24 protein-coding genes, 1 tRNA gene and 1 other annotated feature are annotated in these 23,147 nt (G+C 44.0%); of the genes, 8 read left to right on the forward strand and 17 right to left on the reverse strand.

Annotation, left to right across the window (positions count from 1 at the left end; translation table 11 throughout):
- Nucleotides 1–62: 62 nt before the first annotated feature.
- On the reverse strand, nucleotides 63–1,157 hold the full coding sequence (locus tag QN079_RS14500) for a D-alanine--D-alanine ligase (protein WP_115232835.1): 1,095 nt from the start codon (nucleotides 1,155–1,157) through the stop codon (nucleotides 63–65).
- Nucleotides 1,158–1,339: 182 nt separating this feature from the next.
- Between QN079_RS14500 and QN079_RS14505 the strand changes: the two genes are divergently transcribed.
- The gene (locus QN079_RS14505; RefSeq protein WP_081116884.1) at nucleotides 1,340–3,082 is read left to right on the forward strand and encodes an ABC1 kinase family protein; all 1,743 of its coding nucleotides are present in this window, start codon (nucleotides 1,340–1,342) and stop codon (nucleotides 3,080–3,082) included.
- Nucleotides 3,083–3,134: 52 nt separating this feature from the next.
- Here the strand turns inward: QN079_RS14505 and QN079_RS14510 are convergent, their stop codons facing one another.
- The 6 genes from QN079_RS14510 to QN079_RS14535 all read right to left on the reverse strand — a co-directional run bounded on the left by QN079_RS14510 (nucleotide 3,135) and on the right by QN079_RS14535 (nucleotide 9,356).
- Nucleotides 3,135–3,587 (reverse strand): YaiI/YqxD family protein, encoded by a 453-nt coding sequence (locus QN079_RS14510; protein ID WP_015510428.1) that lies wholly within the window; start codon nucleotides 3,585–3,587, stop codon nucleotides 3,135–3,137.
- 167 nt (nucleotides 3,588–3,754) lie between these two features.
- A complete protein-coding gene (locus QN079_RS14515) occupies nucleotides 3,755–4,420 on the reverse strand; it encodes an ABC transporter ATP-binding protein (RefSeq protein ID WP_289230012.1) in 666 nt (221 codons plus the stop codon).
- A 10-nt stretch (nucleotides 4,421–4,430) separates the two neighbouring features.
- A complete protein-coding gene (locus QN079_RS14520) occupies nucleotides 4,431–5,915 on the reverse strand; it encodes an ABC transporter permease (RefSeq protein WP_005231794.1) in 1,485 nt (494 codons plus the stop codon).
- Nucleotides 5,916–6,085: 170 nt separating this feature from the next.
- Nucleotides 6,086–7,951, reverse strand: coding sequence for a carbohydrate-binding domain-containing protein (locus QN079_RS14525; protein ID WP_289230013.1), 1,866 nt, complete (start codon nucleotides 7,949–7,951; stop codon nucleotides 6,086–6,088).
- A gap of 15 nt (nucleotides 7,952–7,966) precedes the next feature.
- Entirely contained in the window at nucleotides 7,967–8,644 is a 678-nt protein-coding gene (locus QN079_RS14530; RefSeq protein WP_289230014.1) for a DUF4956 domain-containing protein, read from the reverse strand.
- On the reverse strand, nucleotides 8,634–9,356 hold the full coding sequence (locus QN079_RS14535) for a polyphosphate polymerase domain-containing protein (RefSeq protein ID WP_289230015.1): 723 nt from the start codon (nucleotides 9,354–9,356) through the stop codon (nucleotides 8,634–8,636). Before QN079_RS14535 ends, QN079_RS14530 begins: the two co-directional genes overlap by 11 nt.
- A gap of 132 nt (nucleotides 9,357–9,488) precedes the next feature.
- Here QN079_RS14535 and QN079_RS14540 point away from each other — a divergent pair, with 132 nt between their 5' ends.
- From QN079_RS14540 to QN079_RS14550, 3 genes are read left to right on the forward strand one after another with little or no spacing between them, the layout of a single operon-like run.
- A complete protein-coding gene (locus QN079_RS14540) occupies nucleotides 9,489–10,163 on the forward strand; it encodes a response regulator transcription factor (RefSeq protein ID WP_289230016.1) in 675 nt (224 codons plus the stop codon).
- A 3-nt stretch (nucleotides 10,164–10,166) separates the two neighbouring features.
- Complete coding sequence (locus QN079_RS14545; RefSeq protein WP_005227932.1) at nucleotides 10,167–11,483, forward strand: sensor histidine kinase; 1,317 nt, start codon at nucleotides 10,167–10,169, stop codon at nucleotides 11,481–11,483.
- A 13-nt stretch (nucleotides 11,484–11,496) separates the two neighbouring features.
- Nucleotides 11,497–11,970 carry a GNAT family N-acetyltransferase gene (locus QN079_RS14550; protein WP_289230017.1) on the forward strand — a complete coding sequence of 158 codons (474 nt, stop codon included), beginning with the start codon at nucleotides 11,497–11,499 and terminating at the stop codon, nucleotides 11,968–11,970.
- Nucleotides 11,971–12,317: 347 nt separating this feature from the next.
- Here the strand turns inward: QN079_RS14550 and udk are convergent, their stop codons facing one another.
- The 3 genes from udk to QN079_RS14565 all read right to left on the reverse strand — a co-directional run bounded on the left by udk (nucleotide 12,318) and on the right by QN079_RS14565 (nucleotide 14,439).
- Nucleotides 12,318–12,941, reverse strand: a complete 624-nt coding sequence (gene udk / locus QN079_RS14555) for a uridine kinase (protein ID WP_005227927.1) — start codon at nucleotides 12,939–12,941, stop codon at nucleotides 12,318–12,320.
- Nucleotides 12,942–13,024: 83 nt separating this feature from the next.
- On the reverse strand, nucleotides 13,025–13,708 hold the full coding sequence (locus tag QN079_RS14560) for a YjjG family noncanonical pyrimidine nucleotidase (protein ID WP_016609901.1): 684 nt from the start codon (nucleotides 13,706–13,708) through the stop codon (nucleotides 13,025–13,027).
- 14 nt (nucleotides 13,709–13,722) lie between these two features.
- Nucleotides 13,723–14,439, reverse strand: a complete 717-nt coding sequence (locus QN079_RS14565; RefSeq protein ID WP_289230018.1) for a 16S rRNA pseudouridine(516) synthase — start codon at nucleotides 14,437–14,439, stop codon at nucleotides 13,723–13,725.
- 300 nt (nucleotides 14,440–14,739) lie between these two features.
- Here QN079_RS14565 and QN079_RS14570 point away from each other — a divergent pair, with 300 nt between their 5' ends.
- The 3 genes from QN079_RS14570 to QN079_RS14580 all read left to right on the forward strand — a co-directional run bounded on the left by QN079_RS14570 (nucleotide 14,740) and on the right by QN079_RS14580 (nucleotide 17,283).
- On the forward strand, nucleotides 14,740–15,354 hold the full coding sequence (locus QN079_RS14570; protein ID WP_005227923.1) for a 50S ribosomal protein L25/general stress protein Ctc: 615 nt from the start codon (nucleotides 14,740–14,742) through the stop codon (nucleotides 15,352–15,354).
- 316 nt (nucleotides 15,355–15,670) lie between these two features.
- The gene (locus QN079_RS14575) at nucleotides 15,671–15,988 is read left to right on the forward strand and encodes a DUF960 domain-containing protein (RefSeq protein ID WP_005227922.1); all 318 of its coding nucleotides are present in this window, start codon (nucleotides 15,671–15,673) and stop codon (nucleotides 15,986–15,988) included.
- Between the two features lie 248 nt (nucleotides 15,989–16,236).
- Nucleotides 16,237–17,283, forward strand: a complete 1,047-nt coding sequence (locus tag QN079_RS14580; protein ID WP_289230019.1) for a helix-turn-helix domain-containing protein — start codon at nucleotides 16,237–16,239, stop codon at nucleotides 17,281–17,283.
- Between the two features lie 38 nt (nucleotides 17,284–17,321).
- Here the strand turns inward: QN079_RS14580 and QN079_RS14585 are convergent, their stop codons facing one another.
- From QN079_RS14585 to QN079_RS14615, 7 genes are all read right to left on the reverse strand, one after another.
- Entirely contained in the window at nucleotides 17,322–18,176 is an 855-nt protein-coding gene (locus QN079_RS14585; protein WP_289230020.1) for a MetQ/NlpA family ABC transporter substrate-binding protein, read from the reverse strand.
- A gap of 44 nt (nucleotides 18,177–18,220) precedes the next feature.
- A complete protein-coding gene (locus tag QN079_RS14590; RefSeq protein ID WP_005227919.1) occupies nucleotides 18,221–18,907 on the reverse strand; it encodes a methionine ABC transporter permease in 687 nt (228 codons plus the stop codon).
- Nucleotides 18,900–19,934, reverse strand: coding sequence for a methionine ABC transporter ATP-binding protein (locus tag QN079_RS14595; protein WP_005227918.1), 1,035 nt, complete (start codon nucleotides 19,932–19,934; stop codon nucleotides 18,900–18,902). The genes QN079_RS14590 and QN079_RS14595 overlap by 8 nt, the downstream gene beginning before the upstream one ends.
- 71 nt (nucleotides 19,935–20,005) lie before the next feature.
- Nucleotides 20,006–20,255, reverse strand: a binding site (T-box leader).
- Between the two features lie 77 nt (nucleotides 20,256–20,332).
- A complete protein-coding gene (locus QN079_RS14600; RefSeq protein WP_010749086.1) occupies nucleotides 20,333–20,671 on the reverse strand; it encodes a glycine cleavage system H family protein in 339 nt (112 codons plus the stop codon).
- A complete protein-coding gene (locus QN079_RS14605; protein ID WP_010749085.1) occupies nucleotides 20,653–21,030 on the reverse strand; it encodes an arsenate reductase family protein in 378 nt (125 codons plus the stop codon). The genes QN079_RS14600 and QN079_RS14605 overlap by 19 nt, the downstream gene beginning before the upstream one ends.
- A 9-nt stretch (nucleotides 21,031–21,039) precedes the next feature.
- A complete protein-coding gene (locus tag QN079_RS14610; protein ID WP_015510439.1) occupies nucleotides 21,040–22,224 on the reverse strand; it encodes an FtsW/RodA/SpoVE family cell cycle protein in 1,185 nt (394 codons plus the stop codon).
- Between the two features lie 326 nt (nucleotides 22,225–22,550).
- A tRNA-Thr gene (locus tag QN079_RS14615) sits at nucleotides 22,551–22,623 on the reverse strand.
- A 126-nt stretch (nucleotides 22,624–22,749) separates the two neighbouring features.
- On the opposite strand from QN079_RS14615, the gene QN079_RS14620 reads away from it, so the two are divergent.
- Nucleotides 22,750–22,986 carry a hypothetical protein gene (locus QN079_RS14620; RefSeq protein ID WP_005227896.1) on the forward strand — a complete coding sequence of 79 codons (237 nt, stop codon included), beginning with the start codon at nucleotides 22,750–22,752 and terminating at the stop codon, nucleotides 22,984–22,986.
- Nucleotides 22,987–23,147 lie beyond the last annotated feature (161 nt).

The raw sequence follows: 23,147 nt of genomic DNA on the forward strand, positions 1-23,147 counted from the left end.
AAAGAAAGCACAAGATCGCTTCAAGTATTTTCCTTGAGTTGAGCTGGCTTTCTTCCTGCTATTTATTCTGCTTCGTTTTCGTTTTCTGCTTCTTTTTCTGTTGCTTCTACATTGGTCAAGAACGAACGTCTTTGATTGAAACGATTCATCCCTAATTGGATCAATTCTTCAATCAAATCCCCATAAGGCAAGCCGGTCTTCTCCCATAGCAGTGGGTACATGCTGAATTCAGTGAACCCTGGCATCGTGTTCAGCTCATTTAAAAAGAGCTCATTTTTATTGGTCAAAAAGAAATCACAACGGCTCAATCCGCTGCCGCCTAACATCGTATAGGCTTTTTTCGCAAACTCTTGAGCTTTGGCTTGTGTTTCTTCTGGAATTTGTGCAGGAATCTGCATCTCGATTCGGTTGTCAATGTATTTGGAATTGTAATCATAAAAGGCAACATCTTTTACGATTTCTCCCGGCATTGTGGTCCGAACGTCTTCGTTTCCAAGAACGGCTACTTCGATCTCACGAGCTTCGATTCCTTGTTCAACGATCGCTCGGGTATCGTAGCGATACGCTTCTTGTAGCGCATTTTGCAGTTCTTCACGGTTCTCGGCTTTCGAGATACCGACACTTGAGCCCATGTTGGCAGGTTTGACAAACATTGGATAAAGCAGACTACCTTCACATTGATCGAAAATCTTTTTCGGATTTTCTTTCCACGCATTTTTCAAGACTGGTACATAGGGAACTTGCGGAATCCCCGCAGCTTGCAAGATATACTTGGTCATGATTTTGTCCATCCCACAGGCACTAGTCAAGACACCGGCTCCGACATAAGGCATTCCGATGGTTTCTAAAAACCCTTGGATCGTGCCGTCTTCGCCATTTGGTCCGTGAAGTAAAGGAAAGACGATCGCGTCTTCTTCGTAGATTGCCCCAGGTGAAATTTCTTCCCCTTTGGTTTCTTCATTGGTCAATGCCAAAGTATCTGGAGACGTTGGCGCCTCAGTCAATAATGGGCCTTTTAACCAGCGTCCTTCTTTGGTGATCATTACTAATTGAACTTGGTAGTAATTATAATATACAGCATTAACAACTGAAAAAGCGGATAACAGTGATACCTCATGTTCTGCACTGCGTCCCCCGTATAATAAAATGATTTTCAAAAGAATTTCCTCCTGTATTCATTGATTCTACCAAACTAAGTCTTCCACATTTTAGCACAAAATCGACCAACCGGCATTAAATCTTGCAGAAATTTCTTTAAGCTTACACAGTCGTTAGTTGAATGTTTTTCATTTTGTCAGTACTATGAATATATCACGGCACGTTTAAAGAGGTGGGACCTATGACAGAACAAACCGCTCCTTCTAGAAAAGGACGATTAAAACAAATCGTTCAAGTCTTTTTGAAATACAAAGTCGTTCAAAATATCAGCAAACAGCAGCACCCCGAAATGGTGCGTCAAGCGTTTGAAGAATTAGGACCAACATTTATCAAAATCGGGCAGATGCTTTCGGTCCGCAATGATCTGCTTTCCAGCACCTTTGTCGATGAATTCAAGCAGCTGCAGGACAATGTCAAAAGCGATCCATTTCCCAAGGTCAAAGCACTGCTGGAAACAGAACTGCAGCAACCGCTAACGGAAGTTTTTTCCGCTTTTGATGAAATTCCAGTCGCCTCAGCTTCCATCGGACAAGCTCATCGAGCAAACTTGCTCAGCGGCAAAGAAGTGATCGTCAAAGTACAGCATCCAGGGATCATTGCGGCAATTCAAGTGGATCTCGATCTTTTTGAAAAAGCCCTGCCGTTGGTTCGCGCAATTCCAGAAGCCAATGTGGTGGATTTAAAAAGCGTGCTAAGCGAAGTCCGACGATCACTTGCCAATGAAACGAATTTTTTGCAAGAGATGAAAAACGCACAGGAATTCTACCGCAACAATCACCAAGACCCGCAGTTGGCATTGCCAAAAGTTTATCCCGAATGGTGTACCCAAAAAGTATTAGTCATGGATTACATGGCAGGTGAAAGCTTGAATTGCTTACTGACCCGCAAAAATCAAGACATCGTTTATGACAATCAGTCCGTGAAAGCCGTGAAAAAACAAGTGGGGACGCTATTAGTCGAAAACTTTATGAAACAAGTCTTTGAAGATGGCTTCTTTCACGCTGATCCACATCCTGGCAATCTTTTCTTGCATGTCTTCACGGATCAAGCCAACCGCCCACAACCATTTCAAGTCAAGCAGCGCGTCGGTGTCCTTGGCGGGGTCGATTATTCGTTGAAATGGCAAGAAGAAGCTGTCATGCCGCCTTACCAAGTGATTTTCTTGGACTTTGGGATGATGGGTCATTTGGATCAGTCTTTACGCAGCCGTTTAGCCGATGCGTTGATTGCTCTTTATACCCAAGACACCCAAGAAGTCGGTAAAGCCGTCTTGCGGTTGTGCAACAGCAGCGGCAGTTCCTTTGACGAAGTCGCCTTCTACCAAGACCTGCAAAAATTTGTTGAAAACTACTATAATATGCCGCTAAAGGATATCGACTTGCAAAAAGTGATGGCGGAAGTCATCACGATCTGCCATGATAACCAACTGCAGATGCATCGAGACATCACCTTGTTGATCAAGGCTTTTGGTACCTTGGAAGGTGTGATCAAAGCCTTAGATCCCGAATTATCAATGATGGAAGTCACTCAGCCTTTTGCACAAAAATATTTCCTACAGCAGCTGAGTATTGAAGACGAGGTGAAAAAAAGCGCCTTGGCAACCGCAAAAAGCTTGCGGGCACTTAGCCATCTTCCCGATCGGACCTTGGCTGTCTTAGACACTTTTGCGACTGGTAAACACCGATTGAATCTAGAGATCCGCGAACAAAAACAGCTATTGGACCGCTTTGATCAGATGGTCAATCGACTGGTGATCGGTATTATTCTAGCTGCGGTCATCCTTGGCTCTTCCTTATTGGTGGTCGCCAGCCCGCAACAAGGAGCCTTCGTCCATCAGATGGGGATCTTCGGATATACCTTAGCATTTTTCGCGATCGTGGCTTTAGTCAGCAAATACTTCTATGATCGTTTTCGCAAGAAATAAATAAGCACCTTCAATTCCCGTGGTTCATGCAGAAGCTGGGTCTTGAGGGTGCTTATTTTGCAAGGGTCTGTCGCAATTCGTTTTCAAAGATTCGTTTGAAGGCTTCCCGATCCTCTTTCGTAAAGGGCTTCGGTCCTTTTGTACGCTTGCCTGCTTTACGCATCTGCGCACCTAAGTAGCGTTGTCCAAGTAAAAAATCGATCGTTTCTGGCAAATACTCTGTGCCGTTATGATGAAATACCCGCGCTTTTTTCGGCAAGACCAAAGAGGCTAACCCATAATCTTGGGTAACGAGAAAATCACCCGGCTCTATTTCCTTCACGATTTCATAATCCGCACGATCCGAGCCTTTGTCGACATAGACAAAGTGAACATGGGCAGGATAATCTTTGGTCGTGTAATGATCGACACTGGTGACGATCACCACCGGCAGCTGATATTGCTGAGCCAGCTCGATCACTTCGTTTTTCACTGGCGATCCATCGCCGTCAATAAAAAGTCGCATCTCCACACTCCCCTCACAAGTTTCTTCGTTTACAATTACTTCTATTGTAAGAGGAGCAAGGCGAAGATGCAAGCAGACTTTACAGCCGTTTCCTTGAGGATGTATTTAAAGCCTCAAGAAGAGCAACTGCCTCCGCCCTAATAACTAGCAGCTACCCTAAGCAAAGCTTATCCTTCAACTTTAGAAAAGGCTCGCTCTTTTAGCTCATAAGCGACATCGCAAGCCTTGGCTACTTCTTGCTCATGGGTCACTAAGATAATACATTTTTTTTGCTCATGAGCAATTTCTTGAAACAGTTTGACGATCTCTTTGGACGTCGTTTCATCCAAGTTTCCAGTCGGTTCATCGGCTACGATCAGCTCATGCTCACAGCACAATGCGCGAACGATCGCCACCCGCTGCTGCTGCCCACCCGATAATTGGGTCACTTTTTTCAGTGCCAGCTCTTCCGTGATGCCAACTTTGGCTAAGTTTGCTAAAGCGTAGGCCTTTTTATCGGCTTGCTGTGACTTCGCGATCGCCATCGCTGTCACCACATTGTCCAATGCCGACAGATAAGGCAATAGATTATAGGCTTGGAACACGATGGACACATCTTTGCGGCGGTACTCCCGCAGCCCGATTTTTGCTAATGTTTCTTCGTTGTAGAAAATCTTTCCTTCTTTCGGGGTATCTAGGCCTGTGATCAGCGACAGGAAGGTCGTTTTCCCCGATCCGCTGGAACCTAAGATCGCATACATCTTGCCAGGCTCGAAGGTCAAGTCAACGCCACGAAACAGGGCTTCTGCTTCGCTTTGATACCAATAGCCTAATTGTTCTGTTCGTAATGTCATGTCGTTCCTCCTAAGAAACCAAGATTTTTTTCGGGTTCAGCCGCAAAATGCCCGCCGACGAGAGTAAGATCGAGCCAAAGCTGATCCCTAGACCGAGTAATGCCAATAGACCAATTTGTTGAGGGGAAACGGTAATTTCTAAGGACTCCACTTCTGCTGATTGGGTGAAGGATGGGAAAGAACCGCCACGGTTTCCGCCCATTTGCGGCATCTCTCCGCCTCCAGGTCCAGCGTTTTCAGCAGCTGCCTGATCCGTCGTCGTTTCGGTTTGCTGTGCCAATAATTGCTCTCCGACGGCATTACCGACTAGATTACCGCTAGCCGCCGCGATCCCTAAAGCAAATACCATGCAGACAAAAATCTCTGTAAAAAACTGTAGGATCACTTTGGCTCGTGACTCGCCTAAAGAGAGCAATACGCCAATCTCATAGCGACGTTCCCGAATCGACATCATCACGATCAACGTCAAAATAATGATACCGGCAGCAGCAACTAACACAATAATATTTTTGGCAAAGCTCGCGACATTATTCAACGGTGTCAACATCGATTGATACATCTGATCATTGGTTTGGATGCTATAGGTTTCTGTATCGATCAATCCTTCTGCTTCTTCCACGAATGCCGTCATTTCAGACGGATCACTCAAGGTATAGGTTGCTGAATCAATGGTATCCTCATTGCCGCTCAACGTATTGGCAAGGGTATAAGAGGCAATGATCGTGTTGGCCGGGTTGAGAAAGTTAAACATTTGGCTCATGCTGTTGCCAACTTCACTCGTTTCATAGATTCCTTTGACCGTCACTTCTACTTCATTGTCCTCTGCATCAGTAATTGAAAACGTATCTCCGACCGCCAAATCATTCGCTTCAGCTAGTGAGGATTCAATCAAGACTTGGTTTGTGCCTTCGTCCTCAGAAGTAATTCCTTCTCCATCCGTGATCGTCGCTGTTCCTTCCGAAAAAGTCGTATACGCCGCACTGGTTGATACGCCAGTGATTTGGAAATCACCTGTACTCATACTCCCACCAGGCATACCTCCTGGCATACCGCCCATTTGCCCCGACTCGCTGCTATCGGTTGCTTCTGACTCTGTCGAGGAGTCACTGCTAGAGATCGGTTCGATCCCGCTGACGGCATCAGCCGAGGTACTGACTTCAAAACTATATGAAGCAACCCCGTCTAAATCAGCGATTGCTTGGGCATCTGTGATCGCTACGGGTGTCGATTGAAAACTCCCTGGATCTGGACGTGTGCTCTGGTCATCGCTGTCAGATGAAGAACTTCTTTGCTGAAAAGCCTGCTCACGGTTGGCTTGCAACGTCACGGTTGCGCCGACACTTTTCTGAGCATTTTCAGTCGCTACTAGCGCTGCACTGCGAATCGTCAAACCCGCCAATACAAAAATCAAGATTGCAGAAAATACGGCGATCAGCAGCAGACTCCGGCCTTTTTTCGCCCATAAACTTTGGAGCCCTCGTTTCAAAAAATTCATCTTTGTTCCTCCTGAATGGCAAATTATTGTATTTCGACTATAAGAACCTTAGCTTAAATTGAACTTAAATCTTCCCCTAATTTTTCAAAACGTTGGAACAGACCGCAGCTGTCTTCTGCGATCTGCACGTTTTATTGATGACCCCCAGGGAATGATCGAGGAATCTTCAACTAACGGCCAAAGCCGCCGCCCATTTGATTGGTTGTCGCTGTCGCTCCTGATTGGGTCAAGTTGGCGATCGTTTCCGTGACGGGCAACGTTCCTAATTCCGTCCCATCACTAAGGGTCCCACCAGCATAATAACCAGAAACAGCTTGCGCATCATTCGTTCCCCCACTGACCAATGTATAGCTGCTATCGGTCAAATCTGGGCTAGAAAGGACCACATGTTGGTAGCTTTTACTTGGTGCATAGGACAAGATCGTCTGTCCTTGACTATCCTTTAAGGTCACAAGGGTCTCTGCTGCTTGGGTTTGATCGAAACTGATCCCGATCGACTGTTGACTTTCCCCACTGACATTCATGGCCATATCGGTCGTACCAGCAGCTAACAAGACACCGCCAGTGATTTCAAACGTCCCGTTATAATCCAAAGCGCCATTGCCACCGGTCGTTGGACCATTTACGATGACGACCCCATTACTCATAGTGACATTGCCGTTACTGTCCAGGCCATCCCCTTCGGCATCGACCACCAACGTTCCGCCAGTGATTATGACTTGTTTGCTGTCATCTGCGGTATCGCCACCGCCAGGACCGCCACCAAAGCTGTCTTGCCCAAATTGGCCAGTGGTTTCCTCTGTATCACTGCCGCCACCGGCATTGATCCCGTCATCGCTAGCCACGACGTGTGTCGTACCACCAGCAATCGTGATCACACTTGCTTCTAGTCCTTCATAGGATTCTTCGATAGCAATCGTCCCATCGGAGATCGTCAATTCATTGTCCGCATGTATGCCGTCGTCACCACTGTTGGCAGTGATCGTACCACCTGTGATGTTGATGGTATCGTTGGCATGCAGGCTATCATCTGCACTATCGATCGCAAAGGTACCGCTGCTGATGGTCATCACACCGCCAGCTTTCAATCCTTTGTAGCTTTCATCCGTCACTAGCGACTGGCTTTGTGCCCCGTCAGCCGTTTTGATCGTGAGATTGGCTGATTGGATGCTCAAATTCGTTTCTGCTTGGATGCCATCACGCCCACTTTGGATCGTAAAGGTACCGCCATCGATCGCAACGTAGCCTTTTTCCGCATCTTCCGAATTATTCGCTTGGATGCCATCTCCTTCAGTGGTGTTCAGTGTGTAGTTCCCTGCCAAGATCGACACGGAATCTTTTCCTTTGATGGCATTGTTTTTCGCTGTGATCTCAATCGTGCCACCAGCTAAAACCAAATCATCTTTGCTGCGCAGCCCGTTGCTGTAATTTCCTGTGATCACCAACGTTCCATCACCGTTGATGGACAAATCTTCTTTACTATAAAAAGCGGCATCTGGTTCCGTCTCACCTTCCGCCAAGGTGTAGCTGCTGCCATCTATCAGAGTATTTGTCGTATCACTGGCTAAGGTCGTGATGACTTTTTCTGCTTGTTCGATGACGACTGCCGCCCCGTCTTCATTGGTGATCGTGACACCCGCAAAGATCAGATGGACTTTTTCTTCTTTATTGACGTTGACAACCAGTTGACCATTACTTAAGGAACCGCTGACGACATAGGTACCAGCTTGCGTGATCGTCACCGTTTGGTCTTCCACTGCAACGCCATCAACAGCCGTCGTATCGCCGTCATTCAATTCAAGTTGCGTGGCGGTCGCCTCATCGTAGGAGGCATCCACGTCTTCTTCTTCGTAACTGCCATAATAGTCCGTAGCATCATCAAGAGTCGTTGCAACGTTGGTCACTGCGGCAGAACCTGAAACAGCCGCTGCAGAACTGGAGCTGCTGCTCGTGCTACTACTATCGGTTTTATCGGTTTGCCCACAAGCGCCTAGGAGCAGCGATGAGAGTAAGAGCGGATAAATGAGTTTTTTCATAAGAGGTTCCTCCTTCTACAGCTCATCGCGGTTAGCGGTGAGCTTGCCTAAAACAACGGGTAAATTGCCATTACGAACCCGAACTTCATCAATGATTTGTTTTGCTTGCGCTTGGTCTTTTAACAGCAACTGATAACGCAACTCATATAAGCTCCCCATCGTAGTCGTTCGAACCGATGTCAGTTTGGCAGAATGCGTATATTTTTCAAAGAGATCATCGAATAGTTGCGGATAATCCAAATCTTCTGGAATCGTGACTTTCAGTTCTCGTTCACTCGTGGCTTGTCGATCGCCAAAGGGCACCGTGTATAAAAGGGTCAAGAAAAGCGCCACGATGATGGAAAAAATCACGACATAGCCGACGTAGCCCATCCCAGTTGCCAGACCGATCCCCATCGACCAAAAGACGCTGGTGATCTCTCTAGACCCTCCTGGAACCGAGCGGAAACGAATCAAACTGAAGGCGCCTAAGATCGCCACACCTGTGCCAAGATTGCCGTTGACTAGCATGATCACGGATTGAACGAGGATCGGTAAGACCGCCAAGGTAATGACGAAGTTTTTTGTGTAGACATTGCGGATCATATGGATCGCCGCTACCAATATTCCTAAAAGCAATGAGGCGGCAATACAGATCAATAAGCTACGCCATTCAAGGGTGCTCGTATCGCCAGAAAACAGACTAGATAACATGTAACCATTCCTCCTTCTTGAACAAATGCCGTTGATACGTTTGGGCATATTTTGAAAAGCTACCTTTGCGCACGCTGTATTTGTTCAACAGCTCCACAAACCATAACGGATAAGCGCCGAGGGCTTTCACTTCCATCAACACCCCGATTTCAGGTGCTACCAGCGCCCCCTCACTGCCAGAACCGAACATAAGATCATAGGTGCGAAAGCGAATGTTTTGGTCGAATGTCACGCGAAATTCACTATCATCATCAATAAACAGCGACAAGCGATCATAGGCAATCAACACTTTCGGCAGCAAGTCTGGGTTTTGCTTAAACAGCCAGTGGATCTCTGCAGCGATTTGCGGTGCTTCTGCCATTGGTGGCAAGCCCCCTGTTTGCAACCAGAGACAATAGTCAGCATAGGGCATCGGGACTCGGCGTTTGTAGACCACCCCATTGACTTTCTTTTTGATCTCTAAAAAAATCAACTGCTGCTCTGTCGGTATGCCATAGCTGCGGACCCGAAATTTTTCTTTGTATTTCGGTTTGTCCATCGAATGACGAATAAAGCGGTAATCGTGGGTATCGTAATACAAGGACATAATCGTGTGCTGCCCATATTCATCGATCGCCATTCTTTGCTGAAGCTCAGCAAGAAATGCAGGAAATTGTTCCTTGGCTATTAAATATTTTGTCTCTTTTCTTTGAAAGACTTTTTTCAATTTCATAAAAATGTTCCTCCCTTGAAATCCATGCACTGAATTTACGGCAGCTATCTTAAATGCAGCTTAAGTCAAAACAGTTTTTTTAAGCATTTTTTATGCTATTCGTGCTATTCTTATCCTTAAAGAGGTGGGAACATGATTAAACTATTAGTGATCGAAGATGACAAAACATTATCTGATAATATGAAAGAAATCGTCAGCGAGATCGGTGACGTCACACAAGCCTATGATGGCAGTGAAGGCTTATACGAGGCAAAAACGGGGATCTATGATTTGATTATTCTCGACTTGATGATGCCAGAGATGAACGGTTATGAGGTGCTTTCTGCCCTAAGAAAAAAAGGACTCCAAACACCCGTCCTGATTTTAACAGCCAAAGACGGCTTAGAAGACAAAGTGACTGGTTTTCAAAAAGGGGCAGATGATTATTTGACCAAGCCTTTTTATCGGGAAGAATTATTGATGCGGATCAAAGCGTTGCTAAAACGCTCCTTAGGTTTGTTCAATGAAAATACCCTGGAATATAACGGATTGCTGTGCAACCTTGGCACCAATGAGGTCAGTTACCAAGGGCAGATTTTGCCGATCCAAGGGAAAGAATTTGAGCTGCTGCTTTATTTTCTACAAAATAGAAACATTATTTTGACTAAGGAACAGATTTTTGATCGCATCTGGGGATTTGATTCAGAAACGACCTTGACTGTCGTCGAAGTCTATATGAGCAATCTGCGGAAACACTTGCGCCAGACAGGGATCGACAAAGAGATCCGTACGTTGCGAAATGTCGGCTATATTATGCAAGGAGCCTAGTCTATGAATAAAGAACGCTCTAAGAGACAACGGCTGCACTCCTTTCTCCTAAATGTCAGTGCCTTTGCGTTGGTTTTCTTACTTTTAGGAACCATCGTCCTCCAATTGTTCAACCAATCGGCTTATCGGCAAACCGACATTTCTTTGGAACAAGCAGTCAAAGATACCCGCTTGATCCAAGCAGAGATCAGCGCTTCGCAATCCAATCTAGAGGTATTGCCACCAGATAGTGCCATGCCAAAGATCCCTGGGACCAATCGCTTCAATACCCAGTTGATTCTCTGGTCTGAAGACGGTGAGATATTAAACAAGCAGACCTTGGGCGGCCGCTTTTCACAACTGGCGAGTTTATCTTTAGATACAAGCCACTTAGACAGTATCACATCTTTTTCAGTGGTGGATCAGTCCTTGTCAGAGGAAGAAGAGACCCTTTTGTTTCGTTCGATCACCACCAAAGCGCCAACAAATGATGCTGGTGTCGGCTATATCCAAGTCTTGGCGAACACTAACCAAATCAAAAATGCGATGAACAATTTCCAAACGATTTTAATTTTATCGATGATCTTTTTCTGGATTCTTTCGATCGGGATCAGCTATTTGCTTTCCAGCTTGAACATGCGCCCCATTTTAGCCTCCTGGAAAAAACAGCAGGAATTTGTCGAAAATGCATCCCATGAGCTACGCACACCATTGACGATCATTCAAAACAGTCTGGAACGCCTGTTTACCAAGCCCAATCATACGATCATTGAAGAATCTGAAAGCATCGCCCAAGCGTTAGCGGAAACTCGGCGGCTGACTGGATTAACGGCGGATTTGCTGACGATCGCCCGCAGTGATTCCAATCAATTGCTTTTGACAAAAGAAACCATCGAGCTAGCTCCTTTTATCGATGACTTAGTCAAACCTTTCAAAGAAATTGCCGAATTGGATCAAAAACACTTTGTTGTCGAAAACTTTGCCAAAACGACCGCTTGCTTTGACCAAAAGAAAATCCATCAAGTCCTCGTGATCCTCCTAGATAATGCCTTAAAGTATACGAGTAGCGGTGATAAAATCACCCTCTTATCGGAGATTTCTAACAAGCAATGGCTGATCGAGGTCAAAAACACAGGACCAGCCATTTCCGATGAAGAAAAAGCCCGTATCTTTGATCGCTTCTACCGCGAGGATCGTTCCCGCTCCAAAGAGACCGGCGGCTATGGTTTAGGCTTAGCGATCGCCAAGCAAATCGTTGAAGAGCACAAGGGACAAATCCAGGTCAAAGATTTGCAGCCACGAGGGGTTATTTTTCAGATTCGTTTACCTAAAGAAGGATAAAGGAGAAAAACAAATGCAGGTCATCACCCTTAAAGAACACCCTGACTACTTAGCAGAAGCCATTCGTTACTTCCAAAAACAGTGGGCTGGTCCCGACTCCCTCATGGTTTATGAGGATAGCCTGACCCATAGTTTTTCAGCAAATCCTTTGCCGCAATGGCTGCTGCTGGTCAACGAAGAAATCGCAGCAGACGGACGTTATCAAATCATCGGCTGCGGCGGCTTGATCCCCAACGACTTCATCAGTCGGATGGATTTGACCCCTTGGCTTTACGCCTTGTATGTGGACCCTTTGTGGCGTGGCCAAGGCGGTGCCCGCCTTTTGATCGAAACAGCCAAGCAACGTGCTGCTGGAGCTGGTTTTGATTCTCTGTATCTATGTACGGATCTTTCTACTTTTTATGAGAAGTTTTCTTTTGAACCGATCGGGACGGGCTACCATCTTTGGGGAGAGTCTTCCACTATCTATTGCTGTTCTCTCACCTAAATGAACAAAAAAAAGCTGTGAACAAAAATGTTCATAGCTTTCTTCACTCACAGTACTATTGCTAGTAGAATACCCTATCTCCACAAAAGGAATATTCCGACACCCTACAAATCCGGTAGGTTGCTTACGCGGTGTGCCTCTGCTATCAATCTGGTCAGCTAATGCTAGACCTTCTCGACTCGTCGCATGAGGATTACTTTACCATAAATTTAGTCGGAATACTACTGTTTTTTATAAAATTAAAACTGCTGATAAGCATTTCTCAAGAAAGAGTGCCTATCAGCAGTTTTTCATGAATCAAATGTTACTTTTCAATAGAAACATTCCCATCGATGGATTAAGAAATCTTAGGATAAGAAGGTCGCTACTTTGGTCGTAATCAAATCGATGGCTACGTGGTTTTCGCCGCCTTCTGGTACGATGACATCGGCATACCGTTTGGTCGGTTCGATGAATTGATGATACATCGGTTTTACCACCGTCAAGTATTGTTCGATCACAGAATCCAATGTCCGGCCACGTTCTTCCATGTCACGTTTGATTCGGCGAATGATTCGAATATCATCGTCTGTATCAACATAAAGTTTAATATCCATTAAATTACGCAATCGCTCATCTTCTAGAATCAAGATCCCTTCCAAGATAATGACTTCTTTGGGTTCTTGAATGATCGTTGCTTCGCTGCGGGTATGCGCGACATAATCATAGACGGGTTTTTCGATCGTTTGATATGCAAGCAGCTGTTGCAAGTGATCGATCAACAAATCAGTATCAAATGCAAAAGGATGGTCATAGTTGGTGTTCAACCGTTCTTCAAAGCTCAGATCACTTTGGTCTTTATAGTAGGAGTCTTGTTCAAGCATCATAATAGAATGATTGGGGAAATGATTAAAGATCGCCCGACTCACGCTTGTTTTTCCACTACCTGATCCACCTGTCACACCAATAATAATGGGCTTGCCATTCGTCATTCAATTAACCTCTTTCATCTTAAAAAATTCACACTGGTTCTATTATAGCGAAAATTCGGCAAATTACTACTGTTTCTGTAGAATCAGTGCTGCAATAAAGGAAGTAATTGCTGCAAACGTTCGATCTCATAAGTAGGCTGAATCTCACCACTGTTTTTTTTCTTTGGATTGAACCAAATCGTATCGATCCCTGCCAGTTGTCCGCCTAAGATATCTGAAGTCAGTGAATCGCCAATGATGACTGTTTCTTGTTTTTTAACGTTTGGTATGCGAGCAAACACATAGTCAAAATATTCTTTCATTGGTTTTTGATACCCTGTATCTTCTGAAACAAAAATATCACGGAAATACGGCTTTAATTTGGCATCTTCCAAGCGGCGATATTGGGTTTCAGAAACCCCGTTCGTCACCACGTATAGGTCAAAATGCTGCGCCAACTCCGCTAAGATCTCATCACTGTTGTCTAACAGTTTATGTCCTTCATTTAGAAATTCCCGATAGGCCAATTCAACTGCTGGACTATCGACCTGAATGCCTTGCGTTTCAAAAAACAAACCGAAACGCTCATTGATGACTTGGTCTCTCGTAATTTTCCCTTGCTCAAACTGCTGCCACAAATCATGATTGATCGTTTGATAGCTTTGTTTGCGCTCTGGGGTCATTTCCAAGCCATGAGCTTCAAATAGTGCTTTTAAGGCTTGATCTTCGGTATCTTGAAAGTCGAGGATCGTGTCATCGACATCAAATAATAATGTTTTATACTTCATTTTCTCCCTCTTTCTCAGCGGAAATGCGCCGCCAGTCCTCTTAATTCTTCTTGCGTCAGCGAGCGATAACTGCCCACTGCTAAATCATCTGGTAGAACTAGCGAACCCATCGCTGTTCGTTTCAGCTGAATGACTTTTTTCCCTCGGGCTAAAAACATCTTTTTCACTTGATGGAACTTGCCTTCAGCAATTTCTAACGAAACAAAGGAACGATCCGCTCGGGCATCGATGATCGTTAGGGCAGCTGGTTTGCAAGTGACGCCACCATGAAAGGTGATCCCTGTGGCAAATGCCGCCACATCTTCAGGAGTCACCAAGTCATTGACCACCACTTCATATCGCTTGGTCACCTTTTTCGTGGGATGCAGCAAGTCATAGCCTAACTGACCATTCGTCGTAACTAATACCAACCCTTCCGTGTCCCGATCCAATCGACCGACGGCATAAAAATCTGGGTGCTGGTCCTTTGGTGCAATCAAATCGATCACTGTCTGGTGCTGTTGATCAACATTCGCTGTAACAACACCATTGGGCTTGTTGACGATATAATAGCGTTCCTGCGTTTCCAACTGACGACCCGCAACGATGATTTGATGGATGGCGCTATCGACATTGCGCTCAGGTCGCCCTTCAATCCTTTGATCCACGAGGACTTTTCCTTGCTGAAACAACCGTTTCATCTCTTTACGAGAAGTATTCAATTGTTGCTCGATCACTTTATCTAAACGCATAAATTTTTCTCCATAGTGGCTATTATAGCTCAGGATCTAGTGAAAGGAAACTGCCAGGATTTCAAATGATTTGACTTTCTTTGTCTTTTTGCGTAAGGTTAAAGAGTAAAGTAAATATAGTTTCTCATACACAGCGTTATGACCTGGTGGAGAAAAGTTGAACCAAAACTTTCTGGGGCAGTTGTGTACACAACTGCCCTTTTGCGTGTTTTCACTCACGTACCACTTAATGTGCAGAGTTAACAAAATTTGCTTAAAAAATCTCGTTATTAACGAGAAAATTTTAGGAGGAATTGAGTTATGTCAGTATCATTAGAAGTTACGAAAAGAGAAGTTCGCCCACGTTCTTTACGGAACAAGTTGCGCCACGAAGGAAAAGTACCTGCAATTGTCAATGGGTACAAAGTAGAAAGCACACCGATTGCTGTAAATGCAGCAGAATTAGAAAAAATCTTGCGTGAAAATGGATTGAATACCGTAATCACGATCAGTTTAGAAGGCAAAAAAGTCAATACACTGATCAAAGAGTATCAATCAGATACCTTCACACGCAATTTAACCCACGTTGAATTCCTATCTGTCGATATGAATGAAGAAACAGAAGTAGAAGCAGAAGTAACCTTAATTGGCGAATCTGCTGGTGTCAAAGCTGGTGGTGTTCTAGCACAAAACTTGTATACAGTCGTTGTATCAGCAACACCAGACAAATTGCCTGAACGTGTTGAGATCGATGTAACGTCATTAGAGATCGGCGATTCATTAACAGTGGCTGATCTGCCTAAGAACGACGAGTACACGATCGTGACCGATCCAGAAGAACAAATCGTTGCGGTTACTGAACCACAAGAAATCTCTGAAGATGAAGAAGCTGGCGAAGCTGCTGAACCAGCAGTTATCGGTGAAGACGAAGAATAATCATAGAACATCGTTCTTAAGATCGCGTTTTCAATCAACAGACACTTCTAAGAAATGCAAGACTCTTGAAGGGCTTTTCCTTTAAGAGTCTTTTTCATTCTTACGAAGAGCTGGTGAGCTGCAACTGACTATTTTCCACTGAAAGACGCCATGGGAAAGCTTGGTCCAGCCAACCCAACAAATTTTTAAGAAAATAGTTAAAATGCGTCGCTGCCCAAAAAGAAAAGCAGAAGTAGTTGCATTTTTGACGGTTCTTCATTATGATAAATAGACAAATTTGATGTTATTGGCAAGCCTACTTGAAGGAGGGGTTTTTATGTTTGAAACATTTGATGATCACCGCAGCCGCTACGCTTCTGGCGGGATTGTTCAAACACTGCCTGGCGAACTGATCGATAGTATTTGGTTAATCATCGATCTCGATTTGAAAGGGTTTATTCCGTTGACAAATCTGCTCACCTTTGAAGTCCAAAACAATCACGGTCGTGTCACACTGCTTTTTTCTCAAGCACAAAGTCAAATCGAACTCGGCGTTGATCTGCCTTACCGTTATTCCGACCTCTATCCCCAAAAAGTCTATGTGTATGACGATGGGCAGCGGCAAACGATTTTATTGCCTAGCGAGACTCGTTAACAGCGCTTCGTGTTTCTCTTTTTATAACGATACTTAAATAAAAAACCACCCTTTTTATTTTAAAAGGTGGTTTTTTTTGATTCCCTCCTCTCATTTAATTCTATAATATACAGGGTTCGAGGAAGCAACCAATGAATCCCCCGTTTTTTATTACGTTTTATTGACTATTTTTTGTGTGTGAAAATAACGTGTGAAGTTCCCTTATAATAAGGACAGTTGCAAAATTCAGCTGAAAGAGGTGCCTGGTTTTGAAAAATATCCTTGAAAAAGATATTATGCAAATGCTGCGTCTGTCCACGATGCTCTTGAGCGAAAATCCCCTTCCTTTGAATAAAGCTGCTGCCGACCAAAATCTTTCCGTCAAAACGATCCGTCGGCTACTGTCCAGTTGTTTAAACGAGGACCCTTCCTTCCATTATGATGTGCAGCAAGGACACATTCGTGCCTTTCATGATTTGCAGCAGCCCCTAGCCAGCAAAAACTTCTCCCATACAGAAATGCTTGCTGCATTGTTTAATAAAAGTACAAACTATCAGTTGCTCTTGTTACTGTTAAAAATGCCGACCATTTCCTTTGCAGACCTCCACAAGCGGTATTACCTGAGCCCCTCCAGTTTGCATCGGCGCTTTTTGTCCTTTTCCTTTTTTTTGGCACCTTATCATCTAAGGATCGACCGTCGCAGTTTTCCTTTGATTACTGGCAATGAACGGCAACTGCGCTATGTGATTTTTCGACTCACCCTCTTAGCAAGCCCGACGCTTTCTTCTAATCAAGCGTTTCAAGAACTGAAGCAGATTCATCAGTTGCGGGCAAACGCTTTTTATCCCAACACCCCCGCCACGTTTACTCAGCAAGTTTATCCAACATGCTTTGTGCCACGTTTTTATTTAGTTGGTGAACGCAGCTATTTATTTTTGTGGCAACAGCTGCTAGCACTGGAGCATTTTTATGTACCAACAGAAGAAGCCTTCCTTTTGCGACGAATCATCACGCCGATTTTGTCGGAGCATCCGCTCCAGCAGCCATTAGAAGTGCTTTTGTCGAAAATTTTCCAAGCCCATCTTTTGGGCGCCTTACTGGAAGGCAATTTATTTGTCTATCCGCCACTAAATCCTTGCCTATCTGAACGTTCCCAACGCTTGGTCCAGGCTTTTTTGACTCAGCTTCCCCATTACGAAAAACTCTTAAAAAAGCATCCCGAGTTGCCCTTACTCTATGAATGCATTTGGCAAGAGCTCTCTTTTTTCCAACCGATCATTGCCTTTCCGCAAAAAAAAGAGCGTCCGCTTAAGTAGCGACACGCTCTTTTGAGGTTCATTTAGTTGGCAGTGAATTATTTTGCGTCAGCATCAACGATTTTCACTGAACCTTGCCATTGCTCTTCCACAAAGTCTTTGATTTCGTCTGAATGCAGCACTTCGATCAATTTCTTGATTTTGTCGCTATCTTCGTCACCACTGCGGAAAGCGATCACGTTGACATAAGGCGAATTATCCGCTTCTAATAAAACAGAATCATCCGCTGGGTTCAAATCGATCCCGAATGCGAAGTTCGCATTGATGGCGATTAGGTCTGCTTCGTCGTTTTGATAAGCAGTCGCCAAAAGAGATGGATCGACGTCATGTTTAAATTCTAAGTTTTTCGGATTTTCAGCAATATCATCAAAGGTTGCCGTTTCTGTATCAACGCCGTCTTTTAAAGTGATCAAGTCAGCATCTTGTAAAATCGTTAGGATACGACCCCAGTCAGATTCAGAAGTGGAAGTAAGAACCGTTGCACCATCTTCTAGTTCTGAAATATCAGAGATTCGTTTTGAGTAAAGACCCATTGGCTCGATATGGATCGCACCAGCATTGACAAAATCATAGCCATTGTCTGCGATTTGTTTGTTCAAGTAGGGAATGTGTTGGAAGTAATTGGCATCGATATCGCCATTTTCCAATGCTTTGTTGGGTAACACATAATCATCGAAGGTTTTGATTTCAAGATCAATGCCTTCTTCTGCTAGTAAAGGTTTGGCTTGTTCTAAAATTTCCGCATGAGGCGTAACTGATGCACCGATCACTAATTTTGTTGATTCTCCCTCAGCCGCAGATGAGTCAGAGCTTCCTGAATTTGAGCCTGTACCACAAGCTGCTAAAGCGGCAGTTAACAATAAGGTTGTTGCAATACCAAAAATCTTTTTCATATCCATTTCCTCCCATATTTTCCACTTTTTGTTCTTCGTTTCATTTACCGTTTATCGGTGGCTTTCGCAAGGAAATCGCCGATTCCTTGGATAATGAAAACGATAATTAAAATAATCACTGTTGCAACAAGCGTAACAGTGTAATTTCCACGTTGAAATCCTTCTTGCCAAGCCAAAGCGCCTAGCCCGCCGGCACCGATCGCGCCTGCCATGGCAGTATAACCAATCATTGAGATCGTTGTGACCGTCAGTCCTGAAATCAATGCTGGAACACTTTCGGGAATCACGATCTTGTAGATGATCTCCCAGTAACTAGCACCCATCGCTTCCGCTGCTTCAATCACACCAGGATTGACTTCACGAAAAGCAATTTCCACCATCCGAGCATAAAACGGTGCCGCAGATAAAACTAATGCTGGGATCGCTGCTTTTGCCCCTAGGAATGAACCGACTAATAATGTTGTAAACGGAATGATCAAGACCATCAAAATCATGAATGGCGTTGAACGAAAGGCGTTACTGATGATGGAAACCACGTTATAGAAAATGTTGGCTCCCGCTGTTTGTTTACGCCCTAGTGAATAAAGCGCCAATCCTAGAAGCAAACCGATCACGACCACTAAAACCATGGAGAAGAAAGTCATAAACAAGGTGTCTAGGGTTGCTTGCTGCATATTGGCCCAGTCGACCTTTTCAAAATTAAAATAGGTTTCTACAAATGACTTATCCACGTTCAATCACCTCCACGCCTACTTGCTGTTCTTTGAAAAAGGCGATCGCTTTTTCGATCTCACTTGCTTCACCTGTCAATAAAACCGTCAAGCCGCCAAAGGATCCCTCATTGGTTTGTTGGATCTTTCCGTAAACGACATTGACATCGATCTGGAAGCGACGGATCGCTTGTGAAATCACTGGTTCATTGGCGTTGTCTTGTGTAAAAGTCAAGGTCACTAAATGCCCTTGCGGATTTTCTCGTAAAAAGGCTTGCCGTAATTCTTCAGCATCTTCTTCTGGCTCCAAATCTTGCTGAACAAAACGTTTGGTCACTTCCTGCTGTGGGTTACGGAAAACCGATTGTACTGATCCTTCTTCCACGATCTGCCCATGCTCCATCACCGCGACCTTATTACAGATTTTGCGAATGACGTTCATTTCATGGGTAATCAGGACGATCGTCAAATGCAATTTTTTATTGATGGAAAGCAAGAGATCCAACACTTCTTCTGTTGTTTGTGGATCTAACGCACTCGTTGCTTCATCACACAGCAAAATTTCTGGTTCATTCGCTAATGCACGAGCAATCCCGACTCTTTGCTTTTGTCCGCCAGACAATTGTGCCGGATAGGCATTTTCCCGTCCTTCCAACCCAACTAATTTAATCAGCTCTTGCGCTCGTTGACGGCGTTTTGCTTTTTCAACGCCAGCCAACTCCAATGGCAATTCAATGTTTTCCGCCACCGTTCGAGACCATAAAAGATTAAAGTGCTGAAAAATCATGCCGATTTTTTTGCGGAAGTTTCTCAATTCTTTGTTTTTCAATGCCAAAATGTTTTGACCGTTAATGACTACATCTCCTGCTGTCGGCAATTCTAAGCCGTTCAACAAACGTACTAATGTACTTTTCCCAGCACCAGAGTAACCGACGATTCCGTAGATATCGCCTTTTTCCACTTGCAGTGAAACATCATTGACGGCGTGGACAGCCGTTTGCTTTTTGCCGAATGACTTTTTTACATGCGACAATTCGATTAATGCCATGTTATTCCCATCTTTCCTCTTTGGTTGGTTAAACACAAAAAAAGCTTTCATCCTCTGTACATTATACTGTTACAAAGGACGAAAGCACAACTTCCGCGTTACCACCTTGATTTACTGTCGATTCGCATCAACAGCCTCGCTCAGTACTTGAATTGCTTCGCATACTGCTGCACTGTAACGGGTGCCTCCCGTGATAGGCTTGTTTCCACTCACCTATCATGCTCAAAGACCATCTTCCATCCTCTCTCCGTTGCCCATTTGCACCAAACAGGGCTCTCTGTGTACGTTAAGAACATGTACTCTTCTTTTCAAAGCATTCATTTATTGAGCAAATTATAGCAACGTCTTATCCGACTGTCAATTCTTTTTGAAAAAATAGTCGTTTTTACAGGTTTGACTTACAAGGCTTCAAATTGACTTGGGTCAACCTCTTTGAAGCTGACCAGCCAAGCGTTCATTTCGTCTTCATCATTTAAGGTATCAATCGATTGATCGATTTTTTCATTTACGGAAGAAATCACGCCCGTCAATGGACTTGGAAATTCACTGACTGCTTTTTCCGCTTCCAGCTCAACAAGGGTCTCTCCTTGTTTTAAAGCAGTTCCTGCTTTTTGAATCGAAGCAAACGTGACCGCACCAAGTTCTTCTTGCGCTTCTTTTGTTAAACCGACACAATATTCTTTCCCGTTAAACAAAACCCACAAATTATCTTTTTTTCTTAAGCATTTCTTTTCCATGATTCTAGTAAGACTCCTTCATATTCATTTTCTTTAAATCCATTAATCAAAAAGCGGTCGCCGCTAACCAGCAGTGGGCGCTTGATCAACATACCATCGGTTGCCAGCACATCGGCTGCGTCTTGGGCAGTCATGGTCGGCACTTTTTCTTTTAATTGCAATTCACGGTATTTCATGCCGCTTGTGTTAAAGAAACGGGTTAACGGTGCTTCGCTTGATTGGATCCAAGCCAGCAATTGTTCCGGTTGAGGCGGTGTAGCTACCATATCGATCGCTTCAAAGGGAATCTCGTGCTCTTCTAACCAACGCTTCGCATTTCGGCATGTACTGCATTTTGGGTACCAATAAAATGTAATCATGTGAACTCCTTAAAGTGTTTTTGGTGCGGTCTCAGCTTGATAACGCATCGATAAAATCAAACCGATCCCAATCATATTGCTTAATAGGGCAGATCCTCCTTGGCTGATAAACGGCAATGGAATCCCCGTCAACGGTAAGAGACCGATGTTTGCGCCAATGTTTTCAAACACATGGAAGAGAATCATCATAATGATCCCAGTTGCCAAGTAGGCATAAAATTCATTGTTGGTATCGAAACATACGCGGATCATCCGATAGATCAAAATAAAATACAATAAAATGACAAACGCGCTGCCAATAAACCCAAAATTCTCACCGATCACCGAAAAAATCATATCGGATTCTCGGACTGGTACATACACATCGCTGACATTAAATCCTTTCCCGAACATCCCACCAGAGGCGATCGCCATCAGAGCATACGCCAATTGGAAGGATTGCCCTTGGGTATCATGAAAAGGATCTAGCCACGAATCGATACGGGCGAATTGGTATTCTTTAAAGATTCCTGTATTGTACAGAAACTCGCGACCAACATCGGTAGTCACTAAGAAAATCGTTCCACCGCCGAGAATCACAAATGCCGCAATCACTGGCACGATGATTCGCCATGAGATTCCTGACATCAAGAAGACCCCACCGAAAATCGCTAGAAAGACCAACATCGTACCAAAGTCATTTTGTAAGGTGATCAGGATCAGGACTGGGATCGTGACGGCTAACATTTTTGCAATCAGTAACCCATCTGTTTTCAGATCCCGTTCCCGATGCTTGACATTGTGCTGCGTGACGACTAACGCCAACATCATGATATAGGCGATCTTCATCAATTCTGAAGGCTGCAAGGTAAAGGGACCAAAACGGAACCAGTTTTTCGATCCTGTCGAGTCAGCCATTGTCCGATCATAAAATTTCAACAGCGCCAGCATAACGGCTAGCCCAGCTCCATAAATATAGGGCGTCAATTTCCAGAGCCATTTTGATTTGATCTGCATGATAATGATCACGGCAACAACGCCTAACACATACCATAAAGCTTGAAACCCTAACGTTCGCAGCATATTCGGATTATTCGGATCGTGTGTCAGCGCCACATACAGGGACGCCAAACCAATCAGACATAATAAAAATACGGGTAGAATCACACCGTAGTCAATTCGATTATCGTTCGTTTTTATTCGTGAATTTTCCATGTCCACACTCTCTTCTGTAGAATCTTTATCCATTATAGTGATAATTGAGGAGAAAAGAAAGGATTGTCCATGAGCATTCACAAAAAATTTAGAAACTTTAATGATTTTCGGGAAAAGAGGGTTAAAAATGAAGTGCAATTCGTTTTTCTGCTTCTTAAAATTATGAAATAAATGCCATAGAACATTGGGTCATAATAATATCTGGCTATCTTTTAGAACCATATACTTTCTGATTGATTTTTCTCCTAAAAAACACACTCTCTGTTTTCAAATAAAACAAAAAACCACCACGTCATAGGTTGTCTATGAGGTGATGGTTTTGGTTATGCCAGCTGCAGGATTCGAACCTGTGACCTACGCGTTACGAGTGCGTTGCTCTACCAACTGAGCTAAGCTGGCGTTGTATGGCACAAAGAAAATTATATGCAAAAACGGTTGTTTTGTAAAGAGGTCTGCTGAAAAAAATCTACTTACTGAAATTTTCCGAAAATTGTGATATAATAGAATTATCAAGGAGGTTTTTACATGGCAACATTTGGTAAATTCGAAACAACAATTGTCCCGTCACAAGAAGGTTCAACGTTTGAGGTCGCTACTCCTGTCATGTTCACGTTCCATGGGAAGAAACAAACTGGTACCATCACAAAGCAGTTGAAAAACTCTGCGGTGGTCGAGCTGAACGAAACCCCAGAAAACCAGAAATTAGTTTCGCAAAGTAATGGTGTATTGATCATCAATTACAAACAATTAACCAAACTATAACCCGTTTAATGCAAGGAGAAAATCAGTTGATTTTCTCCTTTTTTCATTGTCTGATTTTATGAAAAGCTAAAAAAAGCCATGGATAACCGATCGAACCGTTTTGGCTGTCGATCTTCTTCCATGGCATCATTGACGAGGCAAAACTTCAGTTGCCTTTGTCT

This window comes from Enterococcus sp. FZMF, from assembly GCF_030263915.1.
Classification (GTDB): domain Bacteria; phylum Bacillota; class Bacilli; order Lactobacillales; family Enterococcaceae; genus Enterococcus_D; species Enterococcus_D casseliflavus.

Excerpts from the sequence above, each read along its gene's own strand:
- QN079_RS14575 (WP_005227922.1), top strand. The coding sequence starts at position 15,671 with ATGTTTGAAACATTTGATGATCACCGCAGCCGCTACGCTTCTGGCGGG.
- udk (WP_005227927.1), bottom strand. The coding sequence starts at position 12,941 with ATGACGAATGGCAAGCCCATTATTATTGGTGTGACAGGTGGATCAGGT.
- QN079_RS14560 (WP_016609901.1), bottom strand. The coding sequence starts at position 13,708 with ATGAAGTATAAAACATTATTATTTGATGTCGATGACACGATCCTCGAC.
- QN079_RS14530 (WP_289230014.1), bottom strand. The coding sequence starts at position 8,644 with ATGTTATCTAGTCTGTTTTCTGGCGATACGAGCACCCTTGAATGGCGT.
- QN079_RS14565 (WP_289230018.1), bottom strand. The coding sequence starts at position 14,439 with ATGCGTTTAGATAAAGTGATCGAGCAACAATTGAATACTTCTCGTAAA.
- QN079_RS14585 (WP_289230020.1), bottom strand. The coding sequence starts at position 18,176 with ATGAAAAAGATTTTTGGTATTGCAACAACCTTATTGTTAACTGCCGCT.
- QN079_RS14550 (WP_289230017.1), top strand. The coding sequence starts at position 11,497 with ATGCAGGTCATCACCCTTAAAGAACACCCTGACTACTTAGCAGAAGCC.
- QN079_RS14605 (WP_010749085.1), bottom strand. The coding sequence starts at position 21,030 with ATGATTACATTTTATTGGTACCCAAAATGCAGTACATGCCGAAATGCG.
- QN079_RS14520 (WP_005231794.1), bottom strand. The coding sequence starts at position 5,915 with ATGAATTTTTTGAAACGAGGGCTCCAAAGTTTATGGGCGAAAAAAGGC.
- QN079_RS14510 (WP_015510428.1), bottom strand. The coding sequence starts at position 3,587 with ATGCGACTTTTTATTGACGGCGATGGATCGCCAGTGAAAAACGAAGTG.
- QN079_RS14600 (WP_010749086.1), bottom strand. The coding sequence starts at position 20,671 with ATGGAAAAGAAATGCTTAAGAAAAAAAGATAATTTGTGGGTTTTGTTT.
- QN079_RS14515 (WP_289230012.1), bottom strand. The coding sequence starts at position 4,420 with ATGACATTACGAACAGAACAATTAGGCTATTGGTATCAAAGCGAAGCA.
- QN079_RS14540 (WP_289230016.1), top strand. The coding sequence starts at position 9,489 with ATGATTAAACTATTAGTGATCGAAGATGACAAAACATTATCTGATAAT.
- QN079_RS14595 (WP_005227918.1), bottom strand. The coding sequence starts at position 19,934 with ATGGCATTAATCGAATTGTCGCATGTAAAAAAGTCATTCGGCAAAAAG.
- QN079_RS14505 (WP_081116884.1), top strand. The coding sequence starts at position 1,340 with ATGACAGAACAAACCGCTCCTTCTAGAAAAGGACGATTAAAACAAATC.
- QN079_RS14545 (WP_005227932.1), top strand. The coding sequence starts at position 10,167 with ATGAATAAAGAACGCTCTAAGAGACAACGGCTGCACTCCTTTCTCCTA.
- QN079_RS14610 (WP_015510439.1), bottom strand. The coding sequence starts at position 22,224 with ATGGAAAATTCACGAATAAAAACGAACGATAATCGAATTGACTACGGT.
- QN079_RS14570 (WP_005227923.1), top strand. The coding sequence starts at position 14,740 with ATGTCAGTATCATTAGAAGTTACGAAAAGAGAAGTTCGCCCACGTTCT.
- QN079_RS14535 (WP_289230015.1), bottom strand. The coding sequence starts at position 9,356 with ATGAAATTGAAAAAAGTCTTTCAAAGAAAAGAGACAAAATATTTAATA.
- QN079_RS14525 (WP_289230013.1), bottom strand. The coding sequence starts at position 7,951 with ATGAAAAAACTCATTTATCCGCTCTTACTCTCATCGCTGCTCCTAGGC.
- QN079_RS14620 (WP_005227896.1), top strand. The coding sequence starts at position 22,750 with ATGGCAACATTTGGTAAATTCGAAACAACAATTGTCCCGTCACAAGAA.